The organism is Rhodococcus baikonurensis (assembly GCF_040489275.1).
GTDB lineage: Bacteria > Actinomycetota > Actinomycetes > Mycobacteriales > Mycobacteriaceae > Rhodococcus_F > Rhodococcus_F baikonurensis.
In genome coordinates this window covers 610,401-634,204 of sequence record NZ_JBEUOQ010000001.1, presented here as the reverse complement: position 1 = coordinate 634,204, position 23,804 = coordinate 610,401, and the positions used below count along the sequence as shown (strand labels likewise).

Sequence of the window (23,804 nt, the reverse complement as noted above, 5' to 3'; positions counted from 1 at the left end):
TTGCCCGTCAGCCGAAAAGTTCGGCGGCCAGTGCCTCGTAGGTCGCGAGTGGATCACCCTCGGCGGGAAGTGCTTGGATCGCAACGTGATCGGCGCCCGCCGCGACATGCTCGCGTAGCCGATCCGCGATGGACTTCGCGGTACCGCGCGCAACCAGAGCGTCGATGACGCGATCGTTTCCCTCGTTCGCCAACTCTTCGGGTGCAAAACCGAGGCGCTCGAGATTGCTCGTGTAGTTGCGTAGGTACAGATACGGATTGGCGACGGCGGGGCGACCGATTGCTCTGGCCTTCTCCGGATCGGTTTCCAGAACAACCTTGTGCTCAGGGGCCAGGATCTTCGAGGGTCCGAGGATTTCGCGAGCTTCGGCCGTGTGTTCGGGGGTGGTCAGGTACGGATGCGCGCCGGCGGCGCGATCTGCGGACAGTTTCAACACCTTCGGTCCCAGTGCGGCGAGGACGCGCCGTGATTCCGGGACCTGGGCCGCGTCGAGTTCGTCGAGGTACGACACCAGCGAGGCGTACGGCTTGGTGTAGTCGCCGGTCGCCTCCGGATGTCCGACACCAACACCGAGGAGGAATCGCCCCGGATGTGCGGCTTCGAGTCGGTGATAGGACTCCGCCACCTCAGCCGCAGGCGAGGACCAGATGTTGACGATTCCTGTCGCCACGGTGATGTGCTCGGTCGCGTCGAGAAGTTTCTCGGCGATTCGTAGATCGGCCCGCGGTGAGCCGCCGATCCAGATGGTGCCGAAACCGAGTTTCTCGATCGCTGTTCCCAGCTCGGGCGGCAAACCAGCCGCTCCGCGCCAGATTCCGTAGGTGCCCAGGTCAGGTGTTTGCGTAGTCTCCGTCACAGCGGGTGCAACTCGGCCGCTGCCGGGATCTATTCCTTCCGCCGTCATTTGCCCGGCGCTCGGTAGTCGGTCGGTCGCTTGACTGCCTCGTCGATCTGCTCCGGCGTGAGTAGTGTGATCGACTCCGAGCGTGCTGCACCTGCTGCAGCTGTGCGGATGCTCAATGCGGCGGCTGCGACATCGTCCGGCAGGTTGCCGATCACGAACATGTCGTGACCGCCCAGTGCGAAGTGGCAGGATTCGACTGTGCCGCCGATGCTTTCGACCATTCGGGCTATCGCGTCGCGCCGTGCAGTGCCTCCCTCCTGCTGTAGGCCGGCGGCGCCGGAGGGTGAGTACGTCACTTGCCAGAGGTATTTCGGCATTTCCACTCCTAGCTCGGGATGGGTACTTCGATCGTGTACCCGTAGGGCGCTCGGTGGCAATGGGTAGGGGACAATCACGGCATGGTTGGAACTCCGGTGATCGTGACTATCGTGTCCGTGTGTGTAGGTTTTGTGATCTTCATGCTGGCTGCCAGTGGTGCACGCGGAAAGTGGGACCGTCGCCTCGTGATCGCGTTGTTCGTCGCCGCGGTGGTGTGCCTGACCGTCGTACCGGTATCCGTGGCGCTCAGCGCGGGAGTGTAAAAACTCTCGACTGCCGCTTAGTCTGAGGCGATGGCAGATATTCGGGTAGGTATCTCCGGGTGGACGTATCCCGCGTGGCGCGGAGATTTCTATCCGAAAGGTCTTGCTCACCGCAAAGAATTGTCTTATGCCGCAGAGAGATTGACGTCGATCGAGATCAACGGCTCGTTCTACGCGCTGCAGAAGCCGGAAAGCTACACCAAATGGCGCAGTGAAACTCCCGAAAATTTCGTGTTCGCGATCAAGGGCGGCCGGTACATCACGCATATGAAACGGCTGCTCGACGCCCGTGACGGACTCGCCAACTTCTTCGCCGCCGGGACACTCGCCCTCGGACCCAAGCTCGGGCCGATTCTGTGGCAACTACCTCCGACGCTGCAGTTCGAACCGCAGCGGATGGTCGACTTCTTCGACGGTCTTCCCCGCACCACGCAGGCTGCAGCCGATCTGGCAGCTCAGCACGACGACAAGCTCACCGACGACAGAGTGTTCGCCCAGACGGAGAGGGACGCGCCGATTCGTTACGCCGTGGAGGCGCGGCACGCCAGTTTCGAAACCGACGAAGCCGTCGACCTGATGCGCGAGCACTCCATCGGTTTCGTCGTCGCTGACACCGCCGGCAGGTACCCCCGCATCACCACTCCGACTACCGACTTCGTCTACGTGCGGATGCACGGGGACAAAGAGTTGTATGCGAGTGGGTACACCGACGAAGCTCTGGGCAAGTGGTCCAAGCGCTTTCAGGCCTGGGCGGACGAGGGCCTCGACGTGTACGTCTACTTCGACAACGACATGAAAGGCTTTGCGCCGCATAACGCAATGTCTCTGTTGGATCGGTTGCGCTGAAGGATCGTCTCGCCTGTCGGTGGGCTGTGGCAGGCTTCCGCGTGAACGCGAAGACCGAGGAGACATCACGATGACGTCAGAACAGCGGACGCCCGAGCAGAGCTGGCCGACGCATTGGCCGAAGGTGGCCCGTGACATCGCCGACGCCACAGCCGACGCACTCGCCGCGGTGCGGGCGGCAAATCGTGACGGACTGCGCGATGCCGTCGAAGAACTGCGCGGGCTCTCTTTCGAGCAGGTCAGTTCGGTTCACGCGGCGATTGTGCGCGAATTGCTCGAGGACACGCATCCCGACGGCTTGTCCAGTGAGGACGTGCAGGATGCGCTGACTGCCTGCGCCAAGTCCACGATCGTGTGGCTGCCGGATCTGGACGTGCAGGCGCTCGCTGCGGTCTACACCGGGGCGCTCGGGATTTCGGATCTGGAGGACGATTCGTTCCGCATCGGGCACGGCGCGTACCTGCGTTCGGCGGTTCTGGTCATCGGGAGCTTGTCGACCGGAGTGAAGAAGGCTCAGAGCGCGTACATCATTCGTGCAATCGACGAAATCGCGCGTGCTCAGACCATCGAGATGCCCTGAGCGTCAGCTCGTAAATCGAATTAGGCTGAGGTCATGTCCAAGATCGCCAGCGCAGATCGTGTGTCGTTTGCAGAACTCCTCGAATTCGTCAGGCCGCGCCATCGGGCCACATTCGTGACGGTGAAGAAATCGGGCGAGCTGCAGATCTCTCCGGTGACGTGTGGAGTCGACGACGAGGGGCGGATCGTCATCTCGACGTACCCGGAACGGGCCAAGGCGGCGAATGTCCGCCGCACGCCGGCGGTGTCTCTGTGTATCCACTCCGACGAGTGGAACGGGCCGTACGTCCAGGTGAACGGAACTGCGGAGTTGATCGACCTTCCGGACTCGGTGGAACCGCTGGTCGACTACTACCGATCCATCGCCGGTGATCATCCCGACTGGGACGAGTACCGCGAAGCCATGCGCAAGCAGGGCAAGAGCCTGATCCGCGTCACCGTCGACTCGTGGGGTCCGATCGCAACAGGCGGGTTTCCGCCCGGACGCTGACGCTATCGAGCAGGCGGCGAGAGTTCGACTACGTGCGCGTCTCTGGCGGCCAGCGGTTCTTGGCAGTGTGCACACACAACTTGGGCGTGCAGGATCTCACCGCAACGATGTTCGACGACGGTTGGCGGCGGACCCGTCGTCGCAAAGGTGTCTCCCCATTCCATGAGTGCCATCAGGATCGGGTAAAGCGCCTTCCCTGATTCGGTGGCGACGTATTCGTAGCGCGGTGGATGGTCTTCGTAGCGACGCTTCGTGAGGACGTCGGCGTCGACAAGGGTCCGCAGACGCGCGGCGAGGATGTCACGGCTGACGCCCGTGCCCGCGGCGATCTCGTCGAACCGTCGTCGCCCGAGGACGATTTCTCTGAGCACCAGAAGTGACCATTTCTCGCCGACGACCTCCAAGGCGTTGGCGATGGAGCAGTTGCGTCCTCTTGTCGCCATCGTCTCTGGGTCCCCTGTTTGTCGAAAATGTTGGTTGGGAATTCCAACTTAGCACTTGACGGCATGTATTCGAGGGCGGAAGGTGGGTCGAGAAATCCAACGGAGCAGATGAGGGGTCGTCATGACGGAATTGAATCTCGAGGCAGCAAGCGGATTTGTCAGCGCTGCCGGATTGCAACTGGACGAGGTCTCCGGCACGAAGGTCGTCGGGCACATCGATCTGTCCGAGGCGCATCACACGCCGTGGGGTGTAGTCCACGGCGGCGTTTACACGACTGCTGTCGAGTCGGCCGCGAGCATCGGAGCCAGCACTGCAGTGGCAGATCGCGGCGAATTCGCCGTCGGAGTGCACAACGGAACGGATTTCCTGCGGGCCCGTACGGGTGGGCGCGTGGACGTCGTGGCTGTGCCGATACAGCAGGGCCGCGTTCAGCAGTTGTGGTCGGTGGTCATCACCGATCCGGAATCGGGCAAAGAGGTCGCGCGCGGTCAGGTGCGCTTGCAGAACGTACCGCTGCCGAAGTAGGTCAGTCCCAGATTCCCGAGTCGATGTTGAGCGAGATTCTTTTGAGCAGTGCCGTCAACTGGGCACGTTCGTCCTCGTCGAGTCCGGTCAGTACTTGACGGTCTCGCTCGACGCGTCGGGGAAACTCTGCCTCGACCAAGGCTCGGCCGGCATCGGTGAGTTGAAGCAGAACCACTCGCCCGTCGTGTTCGAAACGCTGACGCTCGACGTAGCCCAGTTTGGCCAGGCGATCCGCATGTTTTGTGGTGGCGGCGCCGCTGACCATCGTGACGGCGGTGACTTCGCTCGCCCGCAGGGGACGGTCGCTGCGAGCGAGCGCGCTCATCACGTCGAATTCGGCGCGAGAGACCCCGCTGGACGCCAGTGCGCGGTCGAGTTGGTGAAGAGACTGCGCGTTGATGCGGGCGATCCGGCCCATCACCTCGACGGGGGCGGTGTCGAAGTCGGGGTAGGCGCGCTTCCATTCGCGACGGACTCTGTCGATGAAGTCGTCTTCGGATCTGTTTGCCACGCCCATGGACCCATCTTAGCGACAGAATTCACATTACTTCACAAGTAATTTACTAGTGAAATAAATGTATGCTGGTTCGGTGACCCGAACCGAAACCGCAGCCAGGATGCCCAGCCGTCTCACTCATTCGAGTGAGGCCATTGCACACACCGTCTCCGGGGCGACGTGGCGAGCGGCTTTTCGCATCGGGTCCGCGGACGCGACCATCGCGCCCGCGATCAGGGTCGGACTCGCCACCGCCGTAGTGCTCGTGGTCGGCGGACTGCTCGGGCATCGGGAGTTGGCCGGCTTCGCGGCCTTGGGTGCGCTGTGTGCCGCCTTCGGTAGGTACGAGCCGTATCCCCGGTTGGCCGGCAAGCTGGCGATGGTCGGTGCCGCATTGGTGGTTTCCATCGCTTTCGGCGGCGCCATGGGTGTTGTGGGCGTTCCGACCTGGTTGCAGATCGGCATCCTCTCGCTGCTGGCCGGTGCGTCGTACTGCTTCATGTCGGGCTTCCGGATCACCGGACCAGGGCCGGTCATCCTCGTCTTCGCGGCGACCGGTGCAGCCGGATATGCCTCCAGTGTCGATGATCTGGCGAGACTGGTGACTGCCGGTGCGCTCGGAGTTCTGGTCGGTTGGGTGGCCGCGATGCTCCCAGCGCTCGTCTTGCCGATGGGCCCTGCGCGCCTGGCCGTGGCTCGTGCAGTCTCTGCGGTGGGGCGTCTCGAACAGTCCGGCACCGGCGGAGTGGAACCGGCGCTCGGATCGATTGCCAACGCCCGCTTGGTCATAGCGTCGAGTGGCCGGATCAAGTCGACCGTCGATCACGGCCGCGAATTGGTCGCGGTGCTCGACGAGGCAGAAGCGGCAGTACAGCAGTGGCAGTTGCACGGCGACGCCACCCTGATTCGCAGCATCGCTCGGCACGAGAAGGAGCTGCGGAAGCTCAAGCGCTCCAGCATGATCGAACACGACCTTGCGCCGGCACGAACCCTGGCCGCGCCCGAAGGCTATTTCCTCGAGGGACTGAATCGGCTCTATTCGCGCCCGGTCCGAATGAATGCTCTCCGCATCGTGGCAGCGTCGGCCCTGGCTGGTTGGCTCGCAGCGGGAGCCGGGCTGGAGCATCCGCTGTGGGCGTCGATGGGTGCCATCGCCGCGATGCAGGGACTGAACTACAAGCAGACCGTCCAGCGCGGGATTCAGCGGTTGGTGGGAAATGTCGGTGGCGCCGTCGTCGCTGCCGGGCTCATTGCGCTGACGCTCGGTTACTGGCAAGCCGTTGCCGTGGTCGTGATTCTGCAGACTGCTGCGGAGCTGCTCGTGATCAAGAACTATGCGCTGACGTCGCTGGCCGTCACCCCGATGGCACTCCTCCTCATCGGTTTCAGCGCTCCGATCGGGACCGAAGCGGCAGTGGCTCGCGTCGCGGACACGTTGATCGGCGTGGTGATCGGTGTTGTCGTCGCCGCTGTCACGATCAGTCGATCGGATCGCCACCACGTCACCGTGTGACCCAGTGCTGCTGTGTTTCCCATCCTCCGTAGGCTCCTGCAGGTGGAGGACAGCACGCCGATCGACGGCCGGAAACTGCGTTACCAGCATCGCCGTGCCGAATTGCTCGAGCAGGTAACCGCGTACGTCACGGCGAACGGCGTCGGTGAACTGTCCATGCGGCCGTTGGCCAAGGACCTGGGGATCAGCCATGCGACACTCATCCATCATTTCGGTTCGAAGGAACAACTGCTCACTGAAGTAGTCGCCACCCTGCGAGACAGCTCTTCTCTCGACATCTCTTCCGGGACCGACATCGTCGAGATGATGACGAGTTACTGGAATCGGCGTACGTCAGCGGAATCGTTGCCGAACTTTCGGTTGATGTTCGAGATCTACGGACAGGCGTTGCTGCATCCGGAGCGGTATCGCGAGTTTCTCGATCATGTGGTGGGGGACTGGTTGGGTGGTTTGACGGAAGCTGCGCTCGCACATGGATGTCCGCCCGATCGCGCTGATCGTTACGCGACGATCGTGTTGGCGCAGATTCGGGGGTTGACGCTCGATCTCGTGACCACCGGTGACCGCGTCAGAATTGACGCGGCATTTGCCGAATTCGCGGCTGCGATGGGCGCTCTGGTCAGCTCCTGGAAGGCGATTTGACGGTCCGGTAGTCGTGACGCCTCAGCCGATCTGCTCGAACAGAGACACGATGATCCCTTCCGGTCCTCGGACGTAGGCCATGCGCACACTGTTCTCGTACTCGCCGATCCCGCCGATGAGCCCGTAACCGTCCGCAGCCACCGCGTCGACCGCCGCCTGCAGGTCGCCCACCTCGAAGGAAACATTGCGCAGCCCGATCTCGTTGGCCATCGGAGCAGGTGATCCGGGCACGTGGTCGGGCGTGACGAAGGACGAGAGCTCCAGCCGTGACCCTTCGCCAGGAGGGCGCAGCATCGCGATTTCACACTTGGCCCCAGGGATACCGCAGACGGTTTCCACGAACTCACCCTCCACGGATCCGGTGCCCTCCAGTTCGAGCCCCAGTCCGACGAAGAACGCCGTTGCCGATTCGAGGTTCGCGACGGTGATGCCGATGTGGTCGAAACGCTGTACGTGTGCCATGGATCCATCCTCCTGCGGTTGTTTCGTGCCGGTTCGATGCTAGGTCGGAGTCGGGGCCGGGATCTCGACATGTTCGTGTCGTCGAGCCGCAAAATTTTGCTTGACCGATCGGTTAAACAAAATCTACGATAACGTCCAACGAGGTCGCCCACCGCAAGAACCGGAGTCGTCAGACGTGAAATTCCAGTCGAAATCGTTTGCCCGCATATCCATCGCTGCGCTCTGCGCTGCAACCATCGGCTCCGCAGTGGCCGCGCCCGTCGCGTCCGCGCAGGCGCCGAGTGCGTCGCAGGCCACGGGCACTGTGGTGTCCAGTGAGCCGCTGCCGAAAGATCTGTGGATTCCGGGTACCGCCGACGCCAAGCGGTTCACGTACTGGACCATCGGTTCCAATGGCGGACCTGCGCTCAGCAGTGGCGCGTACTACGTCCCGGCCGGTCCCGCTCCGGAAGGCGGTTGGCCGGTCATCGCGTGGGCGCACGGCACCACCGGACTCGACGATTCCTGTGCCCCTTCGCTGGTGGGTCCCGGCCTGCCCGAACGTGACTACCCGTACCTGGGACGCTGGCTCTCGGAGGGCTACGCCGTTGTCGCCACCGACTACGTCGGACTGGGAACACCAGGGCTGATGCCGTACCTCGACGGAAAGGTGGAGGCGCACAGCGTAGTCGACTCGGTCAAGGCAGCCCGGGTTATCGACTCCTCCATCTCGAATCGTTGGGCGGTGGTCGGGCAGTCGCAGGGCGGCGGTGCGGCCATCACGACGGCCCGCTATGCCACCGAGTACGGAGGGGATTCGCTCGACTACCGCGGCGGCGTGGGCACCGGAGTGCCGGCCAACATCGAGTTGACCCTCCTGCCTGCAGGTCCGGGCTTCCCGCCCATCGCACTCGGTGGCGGATTGACCTCGTACGCGCTCTACATCCTCGCGGGCCTGCGGGAAGCGCACCCCGAGATCGACCTGAACTCGTATCTCAACGAACTGGGACGGGAAAAGGTCGACTCGGCCGAAAAGCTCTGCGCCGCAGACCTGGACGAGGCATCCAAGGATCTGGTCCTCGGTGACATCTTCTCCCGCCCGCTCAGTCAGATCCCGAACTTCCAGGGTCTGTTGAACGATTACATGGGTGTGCCGACGAGCGGATACGATCGCCCCATCTTCATCGGGCAGGGACTGCTCGACGTGGATGTCCCTGCGCCGTCGGCGCTTTCGCTGGTTGCAGCCTTGGTCGCCAATGGTGAGCCGGTCACGTTCAAGACCTACAACACCGATCACAGCGGCGCCTTGGTCGAATCGCAGGCTGACACGATTCCGTTCGTCGCGAACCTGTTCCGTTAGTCGTACCCAGAATCCAGATCATTCGAGGGGCCGCTGTCGCACACGTGCGACAGCGGCCCCTCGGGTCATTTCCGCGACTCTTTGATTGCGTCCAGCCGCGCCTCGAGGCCGTCGAGGACACGGTCGAGTGTGTAGCGATAGTGTTCTGCCCGTGTCGCTTCCGCAGTATCCGGTGGGCCGGCGAATTTCCCGATGAGTGCCTCCATCGATGAACGCGGATCGGTGGGCCCGTCCTTGCTCAGCTGATCCAGCATTGCGCCGTGATCGGGTGAAGGCTCCCCGCTGGGAATGCGCCGGGCGTCGTGCATGGCTATCAGTGTGGTTGTCGAGGTGAAGGCGACGGTGTAAGCCTGGGCGGCTTCCGCTCCGAACCCGGCGTCGGTCAGCGATGCCAATCCGGCCTCCATGAGTTCCCGGCTGCGCTCGGTGGCAACGCCGTTCATCAACAGCCACTGCGCTGCACCCGGACACTCGACCAGCGCTTCTCGCATTTGCACGAGCAGATGTGTCAGCCATTGGCGCCAATCTCTCTCTGCGGACGGCACGCTCACGGCCGAAATCGCCCTGTCGACCACCGCCGCCGAGAGCGCATCGCGATCTCCGACGAGTCGATAGACGACGGAGAACGACGTATCGAGTTCGCCGAGCAACTGCCGCAGCGACCACCCCTCGACTCCGTGCTCGCGACTGAGCCCGAGTGCCACGGTCAGCACGGCGTCCGCAGTGATGCCGGTGTTGTAGCTCCGGCGGCGCTGTGATGTCGCGGTGGGCTTCTTGTCAGGTGATGGCGCAGTCATGGTCCGACCGAGCTTAGCGGCGTCGGATCGGGGCATGCACTGGGCGCAACCGATTGACGGATGAACTTAGGTGAGGTTTACTTGCCAAATCCGAGCAGTGCTCCGATTTGTAGCGAACCCCCGATTTTTCGAAGCTGAAGGACACCATGAAGTTGAAAACGCGACCCGGTTATCTATCGAAGCTGGGTGCTTCGCTGCTGGTCAGTGTCGTTGCCCTGGCTGCGGCCGCCTGTAGCTCGAGTGAGGCGGGACAGACGACGGAACTTGCCGAGGGAACGCATGCCGTGACCCACGAATTCGGTGAGACGTCGGTTCCGGACGACCTCGGGCGAATCGTTTCCCTGGACGAATACGCCGCACTCGGTCTCCTTGCCGTCGGCATCACGCCTGACGTGGTCTTCACGTCGTGGGGATCGGAGATCGGCCAGGACATCCTGGCCTCGGCAGGTACCGAGGTGGTCACGGTGCCGCCGCTCGGTGCGCCGCCGATCGAGCAGGTCCTCGCCCAGGATCCGGGACTGGTCATCTTCACGTCGATGGGCGATCGGAGCTACTACGACTCCATCGAGTCGACGGTTCCCACAGTGCCGGTCCCTGCCGTGACCACTCCGTGGCGTGAGAATCTTGCCTTCTTCGGTCGGGCCTTCGATCGTCAGTCGGTTGCCGACAAGTTGACAGGCGCTTTGGAGGGCAAGATCGCTGACGTCTCTGCTCGCTCCCGTGGCGAAGCGAACACCGTGTCGGTGCTGATGAGCAGCTCTGGCATTCTTGCCACCACCACCGAGCAAGCACCGCCCTCGTTGCTGTTGGCGGAGAGCGGATTCGGGCGTCCCGAATCGCAGCGAGCGAATGCCGCGGGAGGCCTACCGTATGCACCCCTGTCCGATGAGGCGATTCCGGCGCAGGACGCTCGGATCGTTGCCGTCTTCGACGAGGGCGTATACGAATTCGGCAAGGTTGCCAGCGTCCCCGGGTTCTCGAGTCTTTCGGCGGCGCAGGAGAACCGGGTGGCCAAGGTCAACGGGGACATGTGGCTCGCTACTCACCCCTTTGCCACCTTCTGGATGATCGAGGACATGGACGCCATGGCTGGCGGCAATCTGGCCGGCACCGGTACCGAATCTGTTGCTGCGAACCGCTATCAGGAATTCACGGCGCTGACGGCATGAGTTCAAGTGCGTTGAGTCGGCGCCTGGCGCTGAGATGGGGAACTGTGACGTTCGGGTCTGCGGCACTGGGCTCTGTGGCGCTGAGTGCGTGCAGCCGTGGTGCGGCGAATGAAGTCAGTTCCGAAATTTCGCCGTTCGACGATGAAGTTCGTGCTGCCGAGCGATCGCGGTTTCGTAGCGGACGTACAGTTGAGCGGAATCTGACAGCCGCACCGGCTCGGGTGAATCTGGGCGGCAGACACGTCGACACGTGGTCGTACGGAGCAGAAGCAGTTGGCCCGGAGATCCGAATCTCCAAGGGAGACCGGCTGAACCTGCGGTTGCAGAACGACCTTTCGTCGGAGACGTCAGTGCACTGGCACGGCATTGCGATCCGCAACGACATGGACGGTGTCCCGCCGATCACCCAGGAACGAATACAACCAGGTGCCGAGTTCACCTACGACTTCGTGGCTCCCGACCACGGAACCTACTGGTATCACTCTCATTCGGGGTTGCAGGCTGATCGAGGGCTCTTCGGTGCACTCGTGGTCGAGGACCCGAACGACCGGACCGGAGCCGACGAAGATGTCGTCATCGTGATCGACGACTGGCTGGACGGGCTGGGAACAACCCCGGATGCAGTTCTACGTGCACTGTCTCCGGAAGTTCAGGGAGGACACCACGGACACGAAGGGCCGCCGCCGGAAATCGACGAAGCAGAGATCGATTCTGCTGCAAAACTTCTCGAGGACGGCCACGGGAGTTCGACAGCGCTCGGCGGCATGGCAACGCACATCACCTATCCATTGCACCTGATCAACGGACGGCCGGCAGAAGATCCGTTCGTCGTCAGTGCGCCGGCCGGGACGCGACTCCGCCTGCGGGTGATCAATGCCGGGGCCGAGACTCCGTACCGATTCTCCGTAGCCGGGCACGAGTTGACCGTTGTCAGTGCTGACGGGCAGGACGTCTCCTACGCGGTCGGAGACGAGATTCTGATCGCGCCCGCGCAGCGATACGACGTGCTGGTGACGGTGCAGTCTGGTTCGTGGCCCATAGCCGCGAAGGTGGAAGGCAAGACAGGTGGCGCTGCGTGCCTGCTTCGGACACCGGATTCGGTCGCGAGCGTCGACCTGACTTCTCCTGCAGTGCTGTCAGTTTCCAGCGGCCGACTCCTTCTGGAATCGGTGCTTCGCCCGTTCGGCGCGCTGGAGCATCAGGTGCCGGATCGTGAGTATTCGGTGGATCTCATTCAAGCCGGCGATCGATACGTCTGGGGAATGGCGGGCGCCGACGCAGGTCGGTTGATCATGAAGCAGGGCGAGCGAATACGAATCGTTATGAACAACAACACCGACATGTGGCACCCGATGCACACCCATGGGCACACCTTCTCGGTTCCCTCGTACGGCGGGCTTCGCCGAGACACCGTGATCTCGCTTCCGCGTACACAATTGGCGATCGACTTCGACGCCGACAATCCAGGACGGTGGATGTTCCATTGTCACAACGCGTACCACTTCGAGGCCGGGATGACTGCCGACCTCCACTACGTTCGATGAGGAGAGCAGAATGTCAGTTCGCACCGGGTTGACCACTTTGATCGCTGTTGCAGCCGTGTTTACCCTGACGTCGTGCGGTAGCGATTCGACGGGATCCACCGAGCAGACGCCGGTCGAGATCTCGGTGAAGAACCTTGCGTACACGCCGAACTCCGTCACCGTGCACACGGGACAGACCGTCACGTGGATTTTCGAGGATCAAGGTATGCCACACGATGTCGTGTTCGCGGAACTCGGGACCAAGAGTGACCTGCAAGGAAGTGGAACCTACAGCCAGACCTTCGACAAAGCCGGAACCTTCACGTACACATGCACACCACATCCGAACATGACCGGCACGATCATCGTCGAAGAGTGAGTGACGACATGAAAGTGAACGAGGCTGCAGCCTCGGATGATTCGCGCGGACTCGTCGACCGCGACGCTTTGGGCAGGATGATCGCGCCGGTGAGAGATCGACTCCTCCTGGGGGCGGGTCTGTCTGCGCTGTCGGTGCCGCTGCGCTTTCTGCCCTACGTTGCGGTGGTCGAGATCGCACGAGTGCTCTTGACCGGCACGTCGTTGAACGTGATCTGGTGGTGGGCCGCGATCGGCGCAGCGGGCACAGTTCTCGGTTTCGTGGTCTACAACGCGGCCCTGACGGTGTGTCACACCGCCGACGCACACTTCAAGTACTCGATCCGCTCGCGTATCGCTCGGCACCTGTCCCGAGTTCCTCTGGGGTGGTTCGCAAACGGCGGAACCGGTGAAGTGAAACAAGCGATGACCGACGACGTCAAACGGATGCATCTCCTCGTCGCTCATCTTCCTGCCGACGTGGTGCCTGCCATCCTGTCGCCGGTAGTGGCTCTGGTCTATCTGGTGGCGATCGACTGGAAGTTCAGTCTTGTCCTGGTCGGCTACATCGGAGTGTGTCTCGCCCTTGCCGCACCATCGATGCGCAATGCGTATCGAACGAACGTCGACTCGTGGAACCGCGCCATGGCGACATTGACCTCTGCAACAGTCGAACTGGGTGACGGCATCGAGGTTGTCAAGACGTACGGGAGTGGGAGTCGCGCGTTCGCGCGTTACTCGAGTGCTGTGGATTCGATGGTCGCGGTGTGCGTGCGATGGATGTCGGGGATGGGAAGGCCGGTGGTCGCGATGTCGATCCTCCTCTCACCGGCGGTGCTCATCGTGGTCATCACGGCGACGGGGATTGCGTTGCTCTCCGGGGGCTGGATCACCCCGGTAGCTCTTGTTGCTTTTCTGGTCGTCGGGATAGGTGTGCCGTCGTCGGTTCTCCATCTGGGAACGATGGCCAACCTCTACCGCGAAGGCCAACTGGGAGCCACTCACGTCGAGGGCATTCTCGGCGAACCCGCGTTGGCCGAACCCCAGGATCCGGTCTCGGTTCGGGGCACCTTGGTCGAGTTTGATTGCGTAGGATTCGAATACACCGCCGGGCAGCGCGTCCTCGAGAATATTTCCTTCGAGATGCAACCGGGCACCGTTACCGCGATCGTCGGACCGTCCGGCTCCGGAAAGACCACGTTGGCACGTCTACTTCCGCGGTTCTGGGACGTGACGGACGGGTCTGTTCGCCTCGGTGGAAGCGATGTACGAGATCAGTCCAGTCGTGAAGTCTTGAAATCGATGGCGATCGTCTTCCAGGATGTTGTCCTCCTACGGGATACCGTGCGCGAGAACATCCGGCTCGGTCGGCCGGATGCAACCGATCTGGAGGTGGAGACAGCAGCGAAGCGGGCGCAGATTCACGACGTGATCATGCGACTGCCCGACGGGTACGACACCGAGATCGGTGGTAGTTCGGGTGGTGAGTTGTCGGGTGGGGAGAAGCAACGCCTGACCATCGCTCGCGCGATCCTTCAGAATCCGCCGATCGTCATCCTGGACGAGGCGACCTCGCAGGCCGATCCGCACAGCGAAGCGGCCGTTCAACGGGCGCTGGGCGAGATCAGTGCAGACGGCGGCACCATGATGGTGATCGCTCATCGACTGCACACCATCCGCTACGCGGACCAGATACTCGTACTCGACGACGGAAGAATTGTGGAGAAGGGTACACACGAACAGCTGTCGGAGTTCGGGGGAACCTACGCGCGGATGTGGGCGCTCCAGAATCCCCTCGGCGAGGACATGACTCCGCGGAAGGTACTTCAATGATTCGGGACCTGGACGAGATCCTCGGACGAGACAACGGGATGCGAGGCCAGATAGTAGGTTTCACGCTCGCCGGGATACTCGAGGGTGTCGTTTTCGCCTTGACGATCCCGATACTGAAAGCGGTTGTCCGCGGCGACTACGGCGCTGCAATTCCATGGGTTGTCTCGGCTGCTCTCGTGGCGGCGGCCTGCGGCGCCGTACGGTGGATAGCTGAGAATCGTGCGTACCGCATCGGAATCGAGCGTTTTGCCGGTGGAATCATGCACCGACTGGGCGAGCATCTGGTGCAGATTCCGCTCGGGTGGTTCAGTAAGGCAAACCGTGGAGCGTTCACTCGTCTGGTCACCGAGGGCACAGCGATCTTGATGAGCATCCCGGGAATGATCGTCGCGCAACTCGTCACCGTGACCGTCACTCCCGCGACCGTGGCGATCGCTGTCCTGTTCGTCGACTGGAGATTGTCCTTCGCGATGGTCGTCTTCGTTCCACTGGGGATTCGCGCTTACCGCAACGTGCAGCGGGCGGTTGTGCCCGAATACGAGGCGATTGGAAAGAGTGAATCCGAATTGGCATCGCGCGTCGTCGAATATGCACAGGCGCAACAGGTTCTGCGCTCAGCCGGTAAGAGTGACGAAGGATGGAATCGGCTGGACGAAGCTCTTGTGTCCAACCGGGACGCACACCTCCAGGAAATCGGCTCGGTCGACAAGTATCTGCTGCGCTTCATGATCGTCGTTCAGGTTGCCTTCCTTGCTGTACTGGCTCTGGCGGCACTGCTGGTCACCACCGGGTCCATCGACACCGCAAGCGTGATCGTTGTGCTCGTGTTGGCCGTGAGGTTCGTGGAGCCGATGCAAATGCTCGCAGGATTCGGTGAAGGTATCTCACTGGCCCGGGTGTCGCTCGGATCTGTCCGAGAGATGATCGATGTACCGGTGCTGGCGGAGCCTGAGGTGCCGAAAGAGCCGACGTCGTACGGTATTCGGTTCGATTCGGTCTCCTTCGGCTACGGCCCGGATCGCGTGATTCGTAGCGTGAGCCTCGAATTCCCGGAAAGTTCGGTCACCGCGTTGGTCGGCCCTTCCGGTTCCGGAAAGACAACGCTGGTTCGGCTGATCTCCAGATTCTGGGACGTTGACGAAGGAACGGTGTCGATCGGGGGAGTAGATGTTCGCGACATCGGAACGAGAGCATTGATGTCTCGGATATCGACTGTCTCGCAGCAGGTTTACCTGTTCGACGGAACCATTGTGGAGAACGTTCGGTTGGCGAGACCGGATGCCACCGAGTCGGAGGTCCGCCGAGCGGTGGTCGATTCCAGACTAGGCGAAGTGATCGATCGTCTGCCGAGCGGCGAAGAGACGAGAGTAGGTGAAGGCGGATCGCTGCTGTCCGGCGGTGAACGTCAGCGGGTGTCGATTGCGCGCGCCTTCCTCAAGGACACTCCGATAGTTCTACTCGACGAAGCGACTTCCGCCCTCGACGGCGAGAACGAAGTAGCGATCACCGAGGCAATTCACCGATTGGCCCGTGGTCGAACGGTGGTGGTCATCGCCCACCGCCTGTCGACTATTCAGGGAGCAGATCACATCGTGTTTCTCGAAGGCGGCACAGTTGAAGAGGTGGGTTCTCACCAAGACCTGATCGCGCACGGCGGAAAGTACTCGGATCTGTGGGCCGAGCGCAGTGGCGCGGAGGGATGGAGGATCGACCGAGCGCGAGAGCCATGAGCAAACCGTGTGGTTTGATCGAAGAATGGACGAAGCCGCTGCAGATCCGGTGAAACCGCCGCGGAAGCGCCGATGGCCTCGATGGGTCGCAGGCATTGCGGTGCTCGGAGCAGTTGTCTACGCGGGCTCGATCGTGTGGATTTCCGTGGCGTCGGCCGGACATACGTCAGACGCCGCCGATGCTCCCGACGCTCCGGTGGTGATCGTGCTGGGCGCGCAGATCAAGGACGGTAAGCCGATGGCTTTCCTGAAAGGGCGACTGGACGCAGCAGTCGAACTGGTGGAAGCGGGAAAGGCTAAAGCGGTCCTGGTCTCCGGCGACGCGAACGGCGGCTCGGGTGACGAGATCGCGGCGATGACGAACTACCTGGTGGAGCAGGGAATAGATGAGCGTCGCATCGTCGGGGATCCGTACGGCCTCGACACCTATGACACCTGCTTCCGGGCCATACATACGTATGGGGTGACCAAGGCGTTGATCGTCACTCAGGGGTATCACGTGCCACGCGCTGTGGCGTTGTGCCGAGACGTCGGCATCGACGCAGACGGGGTGAACAGCGATTGCGGGTGCGCAACTCCGACGCTGATCAAGAACGCCGCGCGGGAGTGGGTTCTTGCCAAGCCCAAGGCAGCGCTGGACATGCTGTGGAGTCGGGACGCAAAGGTGACGTCGCCGTCGGAGGACTCGGTCCAGGTGGCGCTGTCGATTCCCTGACGAGGGGTGAGTGCGCACGGTTTCTGTCGAGTGAACACACGCTCCCGAGAGTCGGAGCGTGTGTTCACTCGAGATGAAGGGTGCTAGCTCGACAGTCAGATCAGTGCTGCGGCGGCGAATGCTCCCAGTGCGATCAATGCCGCGCCGGTGACGCTCTGCACGCGACGGTCCACGACGCACATGATCGAGAGGAATCCCGGCATCGAGCCACCACGCTTGGTGTGCACGATTGCCGCGAGGCTGGGCATGCAGCGGCCAAGGGATACGACCGTGAACAGCGCCGCGCCGAGAGCCGGTGAACCCGAGGCGATGACGCCGAGCGCCAGGAGGTAGTACGCACTGGAGCGGATGAAGATCAGAAATCCCGGGCCGATGATCGCGCCGAAGATCAGCGAGACCTTCCAGGGCGCCATGGTGCGGCGCAGATGACGAGGAAGCTGTTGGCGCCGCATCGGAGTCGGCATCTTCACTGCACCCAGCTCGTGCAGCCCGTACGCCACCGCGACGACGGCCCAGACGCCCAGCGCCCAGCTGATCGGGACGTAGCCGGACATCGTCGCACCGAGGGCGCCGATCAATGCCCCGGTGACGGCCCCCGTCGTGACCGAACCCAGTGCGTGCCAGCCGAGTCGGCGGACGGGAGTCGAGGATCCCTTCCGATCTACCTGCTTCGGCGCGGCAACAACTCCGGCGACGGACATTCCGCAGGTCGACCAGTTCGCGGCCAGCGACGTAACCAGTCCGGCGCCGATAACAGCTGTGGTCAAAGCTGTTGTCGCGGACGGCGTGGCCACGAGTGCGAGGCCGGCACCCGCAGCAGCGCCCGCCGCGACGAGGCTGACACGGGTCGCGGTGCCGACGGAGCCTTGAAGGGTCGGCCGGATGTCAGGGACATCGGTCTGCAGTGGGCCGTGTGAGAGAACAGTAGTCATCAGATCCTCCGAAGTGTTTGTGGTTCAGGAAAAGTATTGAGTCGAAGTCGCAGCGAAAAGTGATGAGCCAGAGTTCACAGCACTGTGATGACTCCGATCATGTACGGGTGTACGGAGCACGAATACTCGTAGACGCCGACGCTCTCGAACGTGTGCCGGAACGTTCCGTCTCCGGTGATACCGCTGTCGAACAGGCCGGGTGATTCCACGTGATGCAGGAGTCCACCGTCGTCGAAGCGCCACTCGACGGTGCCGCCGTGTTCCACGGTGACGTCCATCGGGCTGAACTGAACATTGCTGATCTCGACCACCACGTCGGGGACGGGATCTTCTGTGCCGCAAGACGAAACATACGTTGCTGTGACGGCGAGGACGAAGCCGGCGATCCACCTCCTCACTATTGAACGATCACGGTGCCCACCATCATCGGGTGGGGCGTGCAGTGGTAGGTGAAGGTGCCGGTGTCGTCGAACGTGTACGAGAAGGTTCCCTCGGTGAGCAACTCGCTCTTCAGTTTCCCGTCGAGATCACCGTTGCCGACCACGTCGTGGGGGAGTCCGCTGTCGTCGAACTTCCATTCGACGGTCTGCCCCTTCTCGATGGTGACCGATGTTGGTGTGTACGCCATGTTCTTCACCTCGATCACGACGGCAGGTTCGTCAGACGACGCACCGGCGTCACTACTGCAGGCGGTGAGGCTCAATGCCGCGCAGGCTGCGAGGAAAGCGGGAACGAGTTTCTTCATGAGGGGTTTTCTCCATTCTTCGACTTGTCAGCGGACGTAACGCAGATTTGCCGTCATGCCTGCTTCGAAGTGGTAGGCGTTGTGGCAGTGGAACATCCACTCGCCGGGGTTGTCGGCGTCGAACTCGATGGCAAGCTCGGTGCCGGGTAGGACGTTCACGGTGTCGCGGCGAAGCCCGCCGTAATCCGGTACCGCAAAGGTGTGGCCGTGGGTATGCATGGGATGCCACATCGTGGACGTGTTCTTCATCGTGATGCGGACCCGTTCACCCTGTTTCATGACGAGCTTGCCCGCATCGGCTCCCGCCATTCCCCACACGTATCGATCGCCGGCCTGGATCAACTCGATGTGGTAGTCGCGATCAGGCGTCTTCGTCTCGAGCCGTGCGGATTCCGTTGGCCGGAGTTCGCTTTCGGTTACCAGCCGCCCGGCCAGTTCCGAGAGGTTTCCGCCCACATCCGGATTCGCCAGCGCCAACGCGTCGGTGCTGCGTAGGACGGTCGACGCATAACCATCTCGGCCCTCGACCTTCGCTACCACCGGCCATGTTCCCGACTTCACCGTCACCAATACGTCGTAGCGTTGGGCCATGCCGACGATGATGGTGTCGGCAGGAGTTGGCTCCACGTCGTAGCCGTCGGTAGCGACGATTGTCATCTCGTGACCGGCCACAGCGAACCGGTACGGAGTTTCGGCCGCTGCGTTGATGATTCGTAGTCGCAGGGTCGAACCGGGCGCTGCAGTGACGACAGCAGGATCATCGGGTGGCCGCCCGTTGATCAAGTGCAGCGGATACGCGATGTGTTGAGTCATCCCGCCGAGTGGTTCGGAAGAACCGTGTCCGCCGCTCACCAACTGCTGCGCGACGGACATGTCGGCTTCCGAGTGTTCCGCCGGAGTTGTTGCCCCACCGCCGTGTCCGCCGTGCCCGCCCGAAATTGCCGGGTTCAGGGCCATCAGGACGGAATCCGGGTTGGTTCCCAATCCGTCGAGCCAGTCGTCGAGCACCAGGACGGCATCGACGTCGGCCCCGGTGGTGTCGTTCGGATCCTCGACGATCATGGCGCCGAAGAGCCCCCGATCGGCCTGTAATCCGCTGTGCGAGTGGTACCAGTACGTTCCCGGATCCGGGGCGATGAAGTTGTACTCGAAACTCGAACCGGCGCCGATGGGAGCCTGCGTGGTGGGTGCCGCGCCGTCCATGTCGTTGCGGATTCGAATTCCGTGCCAGTGCAGTGTTGTTTCGGCGTCGAGGCCGTTCTGGACGCTGACGTTCACCCGGTCACCGGACTTCAATCGAAGTTCCGGAGCCACCGCAGCGCCTCCGTACGTCCACGTGTCCACGAGGCGTCCGCCAAGATCTACCGTCGAGAATCCGGCGGCAAGGGCAAACGCAGCGGTGGTCCCGTTCCAGGCTCGCGCCGATTCTGCGGCGGCAACTTCGGGGTCGGCGGGCAGGATGTAGTCGAGATCGGTCGTGGGCGTCGGAGATGCTGCAGTGGAACTGCATCCGGCAATCGTCCCCATGGCGCCGAGCCCGAGTGCTCCGGCGCCGAGTGCTCCCAAACTCAGGAAGCGGCGTCGGCCCATCACCACACCGGATCCGGGACGGCTCATCGGAGTACTTCTGGTGTGATCAACCCGCTGACATCCCCGACGTTGCCCGAGACATCGACGGAACTGACCTGCTCACCGGTGCTCGCGTTGTAACCCACGATCTTCTGCGGAGCGGAGCCTTCGACTTCTGGTCCCGTACCGAGCACGTAGAACGTGGCGCCGTCGACGGAGAAGGTCATGCTCTTGATGTCTGTCAGGCCGAGGTCTGCAAGCGTCAAGCTCTTCACGGGGGCGAAGGTCGTCGCGTCGGACAGGTCGATCTTGACCAGTGAGCCTCCCCGAGCAGAGTCCGGATGAATAGCCGTGTCCGTGTACGCGATTGCGAGCCGGGTTGCGTCGGCGTTGATGACGTTCTCCGAGAATCGACCGGAGTCCTGCCCGGCGTTTCCGATCGGCTTGACACCTTCCTGAGGCAGGCCGTTGGAGAAGTCGAAGACGTACACATCGCCGTTCTCACTGACCAGCAAGGCTTTTTGTGCTTCCGATGCCCACGTGACCTTTCGGGTGGAGACAAAATCTTCGGGTAGGACCTTGCTTCGGGCGGTTTCCTTGGGAACACCGTCGTCACCGATCGTGACGTGTAGCAGTTCCCGGGTGTCCTCGCAGACGCTGTACAGCTCGTGATCGACCATCCACGTGAACGGACCGCAGCCGACTATCTGGAGTGCGCCGGTTGCTTCCTTCTTCTCGAGGTCGACCACTCTGATGCCGTACAAACCGTCATCCCAAGTGACAAAGAACTTGCCGTCGGAGGTCACCGCATTGGAGCCGGGGCGGGAATGTACGCGTGCGACGTCCGGAAGCATGACCTCGGCTGGTTCCAGCAGGTTGCCGGAGTAGGTGCTGACCGTGAAATCGGCTGCGCCACGGGAACCTCGGGGGCGCCACACCTCCGCAGCGAGCACCGCAGGATCTTCGGCGGAATCCCCGACGAATCCGTGAATGACCGGATCCCAGATGCCCGGGCCGACGGTGATCCGGCTCTCGGCCACACCGGTCTTCGGATCGATGACGTTGACGCTGAGCTCGAGCTGGCCGAATCCACCTTCGACGCCGAGGAGGCGGTCAGCTGCGATCGGGGTGATCGAACCGACGTGCAATGGCTCGGGAATGGTATCGCCGATTTCCTGGTCGTCGTGTCCGAGGGAGATTCCCTCGCCCGGAGCAGTGAACGGAACTGTCGGATAGGTGACATCACCTGCGCTGGACGGTTCGTCGTTGTCGGACGAACTGCAACCGGCCAGCGCGAGTACGACGGTGAGTGGGATGACGGCAACGGCGGGGCGCGCCAGTTTTCGGGTTCGCGGACTGCTCATGATCCGGCACCGACCTTGGGGCGCTCGGCCGGTCGAGTCTGGCAGTCCTCACCGATGATGGGCGCCATCGTGCAGGTGTATGCCTGAGACTCGTCGGAGACACACCAGATGATTTCCTGGTCGTAGCTTCCGGAGACCGGGTTGTACATCACGGCCTGCATGTCCGGTTCGCCGCAGAATGCGTTGGAACACGAAGGCGCACCACAGCAGTCGTAGTAGGCGATCAGATAGGTCTTACCGGTATCAGGGTTGGTGCAGCATCCGACCCAGAACTCTGCGCCGGGTTTACTGCCGGGGGCGCAGGTGGTGACACCGCCGCCGTTGCATGCGGCACACGACGTTCCGTCCATGTTGCACCAGCGCCAGTACTCGCACTCGGCCGGATCTTTACCGTCGTAGACAGGGACAAGGGGTTCGGGGCCAGGTGCCGGTGCAGGAACCTCGGGCTCTTGGGCGAAGGCACTACGCGTCACAGGAAGTGTGCTGATCAGTGCCACTCCTGACACACCCATGGTCCACTTGCCGATCCGACTGATCATGGACCGCCGCGAAACTCGTTCGGAAAGTTTGCGTCCGGTTCGACTGGTGAGCGAACCGCCCTGGCCGGCCATCCATTCGGCCTGGGCCTGAACTGTCGCCTCGTCGACAGGATATCGGTTCTCCGTCATGTTGTGCTGCGGGAATTCATTGTCGTCCAACGATTTTCTCCTGATTCGTGAAGAGGATCGAACTGTGCAGGAAGATCAGGCCGCGCTGCCGGATTTCGCCTGGGCATGAAGGTGCTGGAGTGAGGGGGTGCCGGATTCGAGCGCATTGAGCAGGCTTTCCACCTGAGCCATGTGATTGCACAGGCCCTTCCCTCGGATCTTGCCGTGCTCGTCGAGAATCACGCCGTACGGAGTGGTGCCCACCTGGTACGCGATACCGACGTCGCGAGCGTCGATGTAACTGAGCTCGGAACCGATCCCGCTGCCGGCCAGGAACTCGCGATGCTCCTCGGGTGTTCCGTCGGAGATGATGATGACGTCGAGATCCGATTCGGCTCGGGCCATTGCCCTTACGCCGGGAAGAAGGCTCTTGCACGTCGAGCAACTCGGTGCTGTGAACAGCAGGAGTTGGGGCTTGTCGCGGTGACCACCGACTCCGACGGTTCGTCCTTCCTGGTCGATCAGACCGGCAAACGACGGGCCGACCTGTTCGACCTTGGGGCCGGTATCCATCATCCGGGCGCCAAGAGGTCCGAGACGTACTTGGACGCGGCCGATTTCACGAGCCAGAGCAAGAACCATCAGGAAGAGAACGGCTACGGCGATCACCAGGATCACGGTCGCGACGAGAAGGAAAGTGGTCATCGTGGAAGTCCTGCCTTCGAGTTTTCGGTGCGGTGGGTGTGGTTCACGAGCCGTACCGGGATGTGGTTTCGGCGGTGCGGAGTCGGATGGAGGCGCTCGACAGGTAATCGTCGACAGGGCGTCGCCCCAGATGGACCACCGAACGAATCTGTGCGAGAGCAACTCCAGCCAGAACGAGGAGGAATCCGAAGGTCGCCGCCACGACCTGGACGCCGATCTCAGCCTGTCCGGCGGTGGCCGCCACTGCCACAGCGATCACCGCGAGTGTTCCGGCACGAACGGCGTGGAACCATCCGATTCGCGGAATCTCGCCGACTCCGAATGCAAAACAACCGCAGTCCAGATCGCGTCGCCCACGCAGGAGGTTGATCGTGAGGCCCGTGAAGAACGACGCGAACATGACGGCAGCAGCCAAGGCAGCGAGGCGATGGGCAACGCCGAGAACCAGAAGGATGCCTACGACGGTTTCCGCGACGGGAAGGATGCGAGCGATCGGCGCTTCGAGTCGTACCGGCAACACTTTGTATCCGCGCACTGAACGAAGGACCCCGTCGTGCTCGTTCAGCTTGGGAATGCCGGCGAGCAGGAGAACAAATCCGATGATCGCCGAAGTGGTGGCGCTGACCAAGCCCATGCTTCCTCCGTTCCTCTCAGGTAGTGCCGGTGGTGTGTGGGACACATCCTGTACGGGCGATGCTGCGAATCCGCGTCGACCGCGCTACGCCTGGACGAGGTGCAACTGAGAGAGCAGTTGTCGTGTGAGAATCGGAGAACTCGCAGGTGAAGCCGCTGCCGGCGGGGCAGGGTATCGTCGGCCGCCGTTGATCCGGCATGACGCGGGGTGGGAAACAGAGTCGGATTCCCACTTGAAAGTTCTGTGCGCGCCATCGTCGAAAC

At 62.4% G+C, this 23,804-nt stretch carries 28 protein-coding genes; 14 read left to right on the top strand and 14 right to left on the bottom strand.

Going from position 1 to position 23,804, the window contains the following annotated elements; all coding sequences use genetic code 11:
• Positions 1–7 precede the first annotated feature (7 nt).
• Positions 8–856 (bottom strand): LLM class F420-dependent oxidoreductase, encoded by an 849-nt coding sequence (locus ABWI03_RS03210; protein ID WP_172436651.1) that lies wholly within the window; start codon positions 854–856, stop codon positions 8–10.
• 44 nt (positions 857–900) lie between these two features.
• Positions 901–1,221 carry a GYD domain-containing protein gene (locus ABWI03_RS03205; RefSeq protein WP_095972012.1) on the bottom strand — a complete coding sequence of 107 codons (321 nt, stop codon included), beginning with the start codon at positions 1,219–1,221 and terminating at the stop codon, positions 901–903.
• Between the two features lie 81 nt (positions 1,222–1,302).
• Between ABWI03_RS03205 and ABWI03_RS03200 the strand changes: the two genes are divergently transcribed.
• The 4 genes from ABWI03_RS03200 (at position 1,303) to ABWI03_RS03185 (ending at position 3,400) form a co-directional block, all read left to right on the top strand.
• Complete coding sequence (locus ABWI03_RS03200) at positions 1,303–1,485, top strand: hypothetical protein (RefSeq protein ID WP_095972013.1); 183 nt, start codon at positions 1,303–1,305, stop codon at positions 1,483–1,485.
• Positions 1,486–1,515: 30 nt separating this feature from the next.
• The gene (locus ABWI03_RS03195; protein ID WP_298776960.1) at positions 1,516–2,331 is read left to right on the top strand and encodes a DUF72 domain-containing protein; all 816 of its coding nucleotides are present in this window, start codon (positions 1,516–1,518) and stop codon (positions 2,329–2,331) included.
• Positions 2,332–2,401: 70 nt separating this feature from the next.
• Entirely contained in the window at positions 2,402–2,911 is a 510-nt protein-coding gene (locus tag ABWI03_RS03190) for a hypothetical protein (RefSeq protein ID WP_298776962.1), read from the top strand.
• A gap of 33 nt (positions 2,912–2,944) precedes the next feature.
• Positions 2,945–3,400: a PPOX class F420-dependent oxidoreductase gene (locus tag ABWI03_RS03185; RefSeq protein WP_030536493.1), complete on the top strand. Its 456-nt coding sequence runs from the start codon at positions 2,945–2,947 to the stop codon at positions 3,398–3,400.
• Between the two features lie 2 nt (positions 3,401–3,402).
• Here ABWI03_RS03185 and ABWI03_RS03180 read toward each other — a convergent pair whose 3' ends face one another.
• Positions 3,403–3,843 carry a winged helix-turn-helix transcriptional regulator gene (locus tag ABWI03_RS03180; RefSeq protein WP_124569077.1) on the bottom strand — a complete coding sequence of 147 codons (441 nt, stop codon included), beginning with the start codon at positions 3,841–3,843 and terminating at the stop codon, positions 3,403–3,405.
• A 121-nt stretch (positions 3,844–3,964) separates the two neighbouring features.
• Here ABWI03_RS03180 and ABWI03_RS03175 point away from each other — a divergent pair, with 121 nt between their 5' ends.
• Positions 3,965–4,369, top strand: a complete 405-nt coding sequence (locus ABWI03_RS03175; protein WP_019745591.1) for a PaaI family thioesterase — start codon at positions 3,965–3,967, stop codon at positions 4,367–4,369.
• 1 nt (position 4,370) lies between these two features.
• Here the strand turns inward: ABWI03_RS03175 and ABWI03_RS03170 are convergent, their stop codons facing one another.
• Positions 4,371–4,886, bottom strand: a complete 516-nt coding sequence (locus tag ABWI03_RS03170; RefSeq protein ID WP_095972017.1) for a MarR family winged helix-turn-helix transcriptional regulator — start codon at positions 4,884–4,886, stop codon at positions 4,371–4,373.
• 58 nt (positions 4,887–4,944) lie between these two features.
• Here ABWI03_RS03170 and ABWI03_RS03165 point away from each other — a divergent pair, with 58 nt between their 5' ends.
• Entirely contained in the window at positions 4,945–6,378 is a 1,434-nt protein-coding gene (locus tag ABWI03_RS03165) for an FUSC family protein (protein WP_124569078.1), read from the top strand.
• A gap of 42 nt (positions 6,379–6,420) precedes the next feature.
• Entirely contained in the window at positions 6,421–7,020 is a 600-nt protein-coding gene (locus ABWI03_RS03160; RefSeq protein WP_124569079.1) for a TetR/AcrR family transcriptional regulator, read from the top strand.
• A gap of 21 nt (positions 7,021–7,041) precedes the next feature.
• Here ABWI03_RS03160 and ABWI03_RS03155 read toward each other — a convergent pair whose 3' ends face one another.
• A complete protein-coding gene (locus tag ABWI03_RS03155) occupies positions 7,042–7,482 on the bottom strand; it encodes a VOC family protein (RefSeq protein WP_095972019.1) in 441 nt (146 codons plus the stop codon).
• A gap of 175 nt (positions 7,483–7,657) precedes the next feature.
• Between ABWI03_RS03155 and ABWI03_RS03150 the strand changes: the two genes are divergently transcribed.
• Positions 7,658–8,821, top strand: coding sequence for an alpha/beta hydrolase family protein (locus tag ABWI03_RS03150; RefSeq protein ID WP_235170437.1), 1,164 nt, complete (start codon positions 7,658–7,660; stop codon positions 8,819–8,821).
• Positions 8,822–8,886: 65 nt separating this feature from the next.
• Here ABWI03_RS03150 and ABWI03_RS03145 read toward each other — a convergent pair whose 3' ends face one another.
• Positions 8,887–9,618: a TetR/AcrR family transcriptional regulator gene (locus ABWI03_RS03145; RefSeq protein WP_298776966.1), complete on the bottom strand. Its 732-nt coding sequence runs from the start codon at positions 9,616–9,618 to the stop codon at positions 8,887–8,889.
• A 146-nt stretch (positions 9,619–9,764) separates the two neighbouring features.
• On the opposite strand from ABWI03_RS03145, the gene ABWI03_RS03140 reads away from it, so the two are divergent.
• Genes ABWI03_RS03140 through ABWI03_RS03115 form a run of 6 tightly spaced genes read left to right on the top strand, consistent with a single transcriptional unit; the run spans position 9,765 to position 16,945 of the window.
• Entirely contained in the window at positions 9,765–10,787 is a 1,023-nt protein-coding gene (locus tag ABWI03_RS03140; protein ID WP_298776968.1) for an ABC transporter substrate-binding protein, read from the top strand.
• The gene (locus ABWI03_RS03135) at positions 10,784–12,331 is read left to right on the top strand and encodes a multicopper oxidase family protein (protein WP_298776970.1); all 1,548 of its coding nucleotides are present in this window, start codon (positions 10,784–10,786) and stop codon (positions 12,329–12,331) included. Before ABWI03_RS03140 ends, ABWI03_RS03135 begins: the two co-directional genes overlap by 4 nt.
• A gap of 10 nt (positions 12,332–12,341) precedes the next feature.
• A complete protein-coding gene (locus ABWI03_RS03130) occupies positions 12,342–12,689 on the top strand; it encodes a cupredoxin domain-containing protein (RefSeq protein WP_095972024.1) in 348 nt (115 codons plus the stop codon).
• Positions 12,686–14,500 carry an ABC transporter ATP-binding protein gene (locus ABWI03_RS03125; protein WP_298776972.1) on the top strand — a complete coding sequence of 605 codons (1,815 nt, stop codon included), beginning with the start codon at positions 12,686–12,688 and terminating at the stop codon, positions 14,498–14,500. The genes ABWI03_RS03130 and ABWI03_RS03125 overlap by 4 nt, the downstream gene beginning before the upstream one ends.
• Positions 14,497–16,230, top strand: coding sequence for an ABC transporter ATP-binding protein (locus tag ABWI03_RS03120; protein WP_298776974.1), 1,734 nt, complete (start codon positions 14,497–14,499; stop codon positions 16,228–16,230). The genes ABWI03_RS03125 and ABWI03_RS03120 overlap by 4 nt, the downstream gene beginning before the upstream one ends.
• A 25-nt stretch (positions 16,231–16,255) precedes the next feature.
• Positions 16,256–16,945: a SanA/YdcF family protein gene (locus ABWI03_RS03115; RefSeq protein ID WP_019745580.1), complete on the top strand. Its 690-nt coding sequence runs from the start codon at positions 16,256–16,258 to the stop codon at positions 16,943–16,945.
• Positions 16,946–17,040: 95 nt separating this feature from the next.
• Here the strand turns inward: ABWI03_RS03115 and ABWI03_RS03110 are convergent, their stop codons facing one another.
• From ABWI03_RS03110 to ABWI03_RS03075, 8 genes are all read right to left on the bottom strand, one after another.
• Entirely contained in the window at positions 17,041–17,877 is an 837-nt protein-coding gene (locus tag ABWI03_RS03110; RefSeq protein WP_095972027.1) for a methylamine utilization protein, read from the bottom strand.
• Positions 17,878–17,951: 74 nt separating this feature from the next.
• Positions 17,952–18,275, bottom strand: a complete 324-nt coding sequence (locus ABWI03_RS03105; RefSeq protein ID WP_166812072.1) for a cupredoxin domain-containing protein — start codon at positions 18,273–18,275, stop codon at positions 17,952–17,954.
• Positions 18,275–18,622, bottom strand: coding sequence for a plastocyanin/azurin family copper-binding protein (locus ABWI03_RS03100; protein WP_298776975.1), 348 nt, complete (start codon positions 18,620–18,622; stop codon positions 18,275–18,277). The genes ABWI03_RS03105 and ABWI03_RS03100 overlap by 1 nt, the downstream gene beginning before the upstream one ends.
• Positions 18,623–18,649: 27 nt before the next feature.
• The gene (locus ABWI03_RS03095) at positions 18,650–20,239 is read right to left on the bottom strand and encodes a multicopper oxidase family protein (RefSeq protein ID WP_095972030.1); all 1,590 of its coding nucleotides are present in this window, start codon (positions 20,237–20,239) and stop codon (positions 18,650–18,652) included.
• Positions 20,236–21,555 (bottom strand): hypothetical protein, encoded by a 1,320-nt coding sequence (locus tag ABWI03_RS03090; RefSeq protein ID WP_042925925.1) that lies wholly within the window; start codon positions 21,553–21,555, stop codon positions 20,236–20,238. The genes ABWI03_RS03095 and ABWI03_RS03090 overlap by 4 nt, the downstream gene beginning before the upstream one ends.
• Positions 21,552–22,223 (bottom strand): methylamine dehydrogenase light chain, encoded by a 672-nt coding sequence (locus tag ABWI03_RS03085; RefSeq protein ID WP_029256402.1) that lies wholly within the window; start codon positions 22,221–22,223, stop codon positions 21,552–21,554. Before ABWI03_RS03085 ends, ABWI03_RS03090 begins: the two co-directional genes overlap by 4 nt.
• 75 nt (positions 22,224–22,298) lie before the next feature.
• Positions 22,299–22,907 (bottom strand): redoxin domain-containing protein, encoded by a 609-nt coding sequence (locus ABWI03_RS03080; protein ID WP_298776976.1) that lies wholly within the window; start codon positions 22,905–22,907, stop codon positions 22,299–22,301.
• A gap of 43 nt (positions 22,908–22,950) precedes the next feature.
• Positions 22,951–23,541, bottom strand: a complete 591-nt coding sequence (locus ABWI03_RS03075) for a MauE/DoxX family redox-associated membrane protein (protein ID WP_166812078.1) — start codon at positions 23,539–23,541, stop codon at positions 22,951–22,953.
• Positions 23,542–23,804 lie beyond the last annotated feature (263 nt).

Coding starts and splice junctions, on each gene's coding strand:
- ABWI03_RS03205 (WP_095972012.1), bottom strand. CDS start 1,221: ATGCCGAAATACCTCTGGCAAGTGACGTACTCACCCTCCGGCGCCGCC.
- ABWI03_RS03200 (WP_095972013.1), top strand. CDS start 1,303: ATGGTTGGAACTCCGGTGATCGTGACTATCGTGTCCGTGTGTGTAGGT.
- ABWI03_RS03195 (WP_298776960.1), top strand. CDS start 1,516: ATGGCAGATATTCGGGTAGGTATCTCCGGGTGGACGTATCCCGCGTGG.
- ABWI03_RS03190 (WP_298776962.1), top strand. CDS start 2,402: ATGACGTCAGAACAGCGGACGCCCGAGCAGAGCTGGCCGACGCATTGG.
- ABWI03_RS03185 (WP_030536493.1), top strand. CDS start 2,945: ATGTCCAAGATCGCCAGCGCAGATCGTGTGTCGTTTGCAGAACTCCTC.
- ABWI03_RS03180 (WP_124569077.1), bottom strand. CDS start 3,843: ATGGCGACAAGAGGACGCAACTGCTCCATCGCCAACGCCTTGGAGGTC.
- ABWI03_RS03175 (WP_019745591.1), top strand. CDS start 3,965: ATGACGGAATTGAATCTCGAGGCAGCAAGCGGATTTGTCAGCGCTGCC.
- ABWI03_RS03170 (WP_095972017.1), bottom strand. CDS start 4,886: ATGGGCGTGGCAAACAGATCCGAAGACGACTTCATCGACAGAGTCCGT.
- ABWI03_RS03165 (WP_124569078.1), top strand. CDS start 4,945: ATGTATGCTGGTTCGGTGACCCGAACCGAAACCGCAGCCAGGATGCCC.
- ABWI03_RS03155 (WP_095972019.1), bottom strand. CDS start 7,482: ATGGCACACGTACAGCGTTTCGACCACATCGGCATCACCGTCGCGAAC.
- ABWI03_RS03145 (WP_298776966.1), bottom strand. CDS start 9,618: ATGACTGCGCCATCACCTGACAAGAAGCCCACCGCGACATCACAGCGC.
- ABWI03_RS03140 (WP_298776968.1), top strand. CDS start 9,765: ATGAAGTTGAAAACGCGACCCGGTTATCTATCGAAGCTGGGTGCTTCG.
- ABWI03_RS03135 (WP_298776970.1), top strand. CDS start 10,784: ATGAGTTCAAGTGCGTTGAGTCGGCGCCTGGCGCTGAGATGGGGAACT.
- ABWI03_RS03130 (WP_095972024.1), top strand. CDS start 12,342: ATGTCAGTTCGCACCGGGTTGACCACTTTGATCGCTGTTGCAGCCGTG.
- ABWI03_RS03120 (WP_298776974.1), top strand. CDS start 14,497: ATGATTCGGGACCTGGACGAGATCCTCGGACGAGACAACGGGATGCGA.
- ABWI03_RS03115 (WP_019745580.1), top strand. CDS start 16,256: ATGGACGAAGCCGCTGCAGATCCGGTGAAACCGCCGCGGAAGCGCCGA.
- ABWI03_RS03110 (WP_095972027.1), bottom strand. CDS start 17,877: ATGACTACTGTTCTCTCACACGGCCCACTGCAGACCGATGTCCCTGAC.
- ABWI03_RS03100 (WP_298776975.1), bottom strand. CDS start 18,622: ATGAAGAAACTCGTTCCCGCTTTCCTCGCAGCCTGCGCGGCATTGAGC.
- ABWI03_RS03095 (WP_095972030.1), bottom strand. CDS start 20,239: ATGAGCCGTCCCGGATCCGGTGTGGTGATGGGCCGACGCCGCTTCCTG.
- ABWI03_RS03090 (WP_042925925.1), bottom strand. CDS start 21,555: ATGAGCAGTCCGCGAACCCGAAAACTGGCGCGCCCCGCCGTTGCCGTC.
- ABWI03_RS03085 (WP_029256402.1), bottom strand. CDS start 22,223: ATGACGGAGAACCGATATCCTGTCGACGAGGCGACAGTTCAGGCCCAG.
- ABWI03_RS03080 (WP_298776976.1), bottom strand. CDS start 22,907: ATGACCACTTTCCTTCTCGTCGCGACCGTGATCCTGGTGATCGCCGTA.
- ABWI03_RS03075 (WP_166812078.1), bottom strand. CDS start 23,541: ATGGGCTTGGTCAGCGCCACCACTTCGGCGATCATCGGATTTGTTCTC.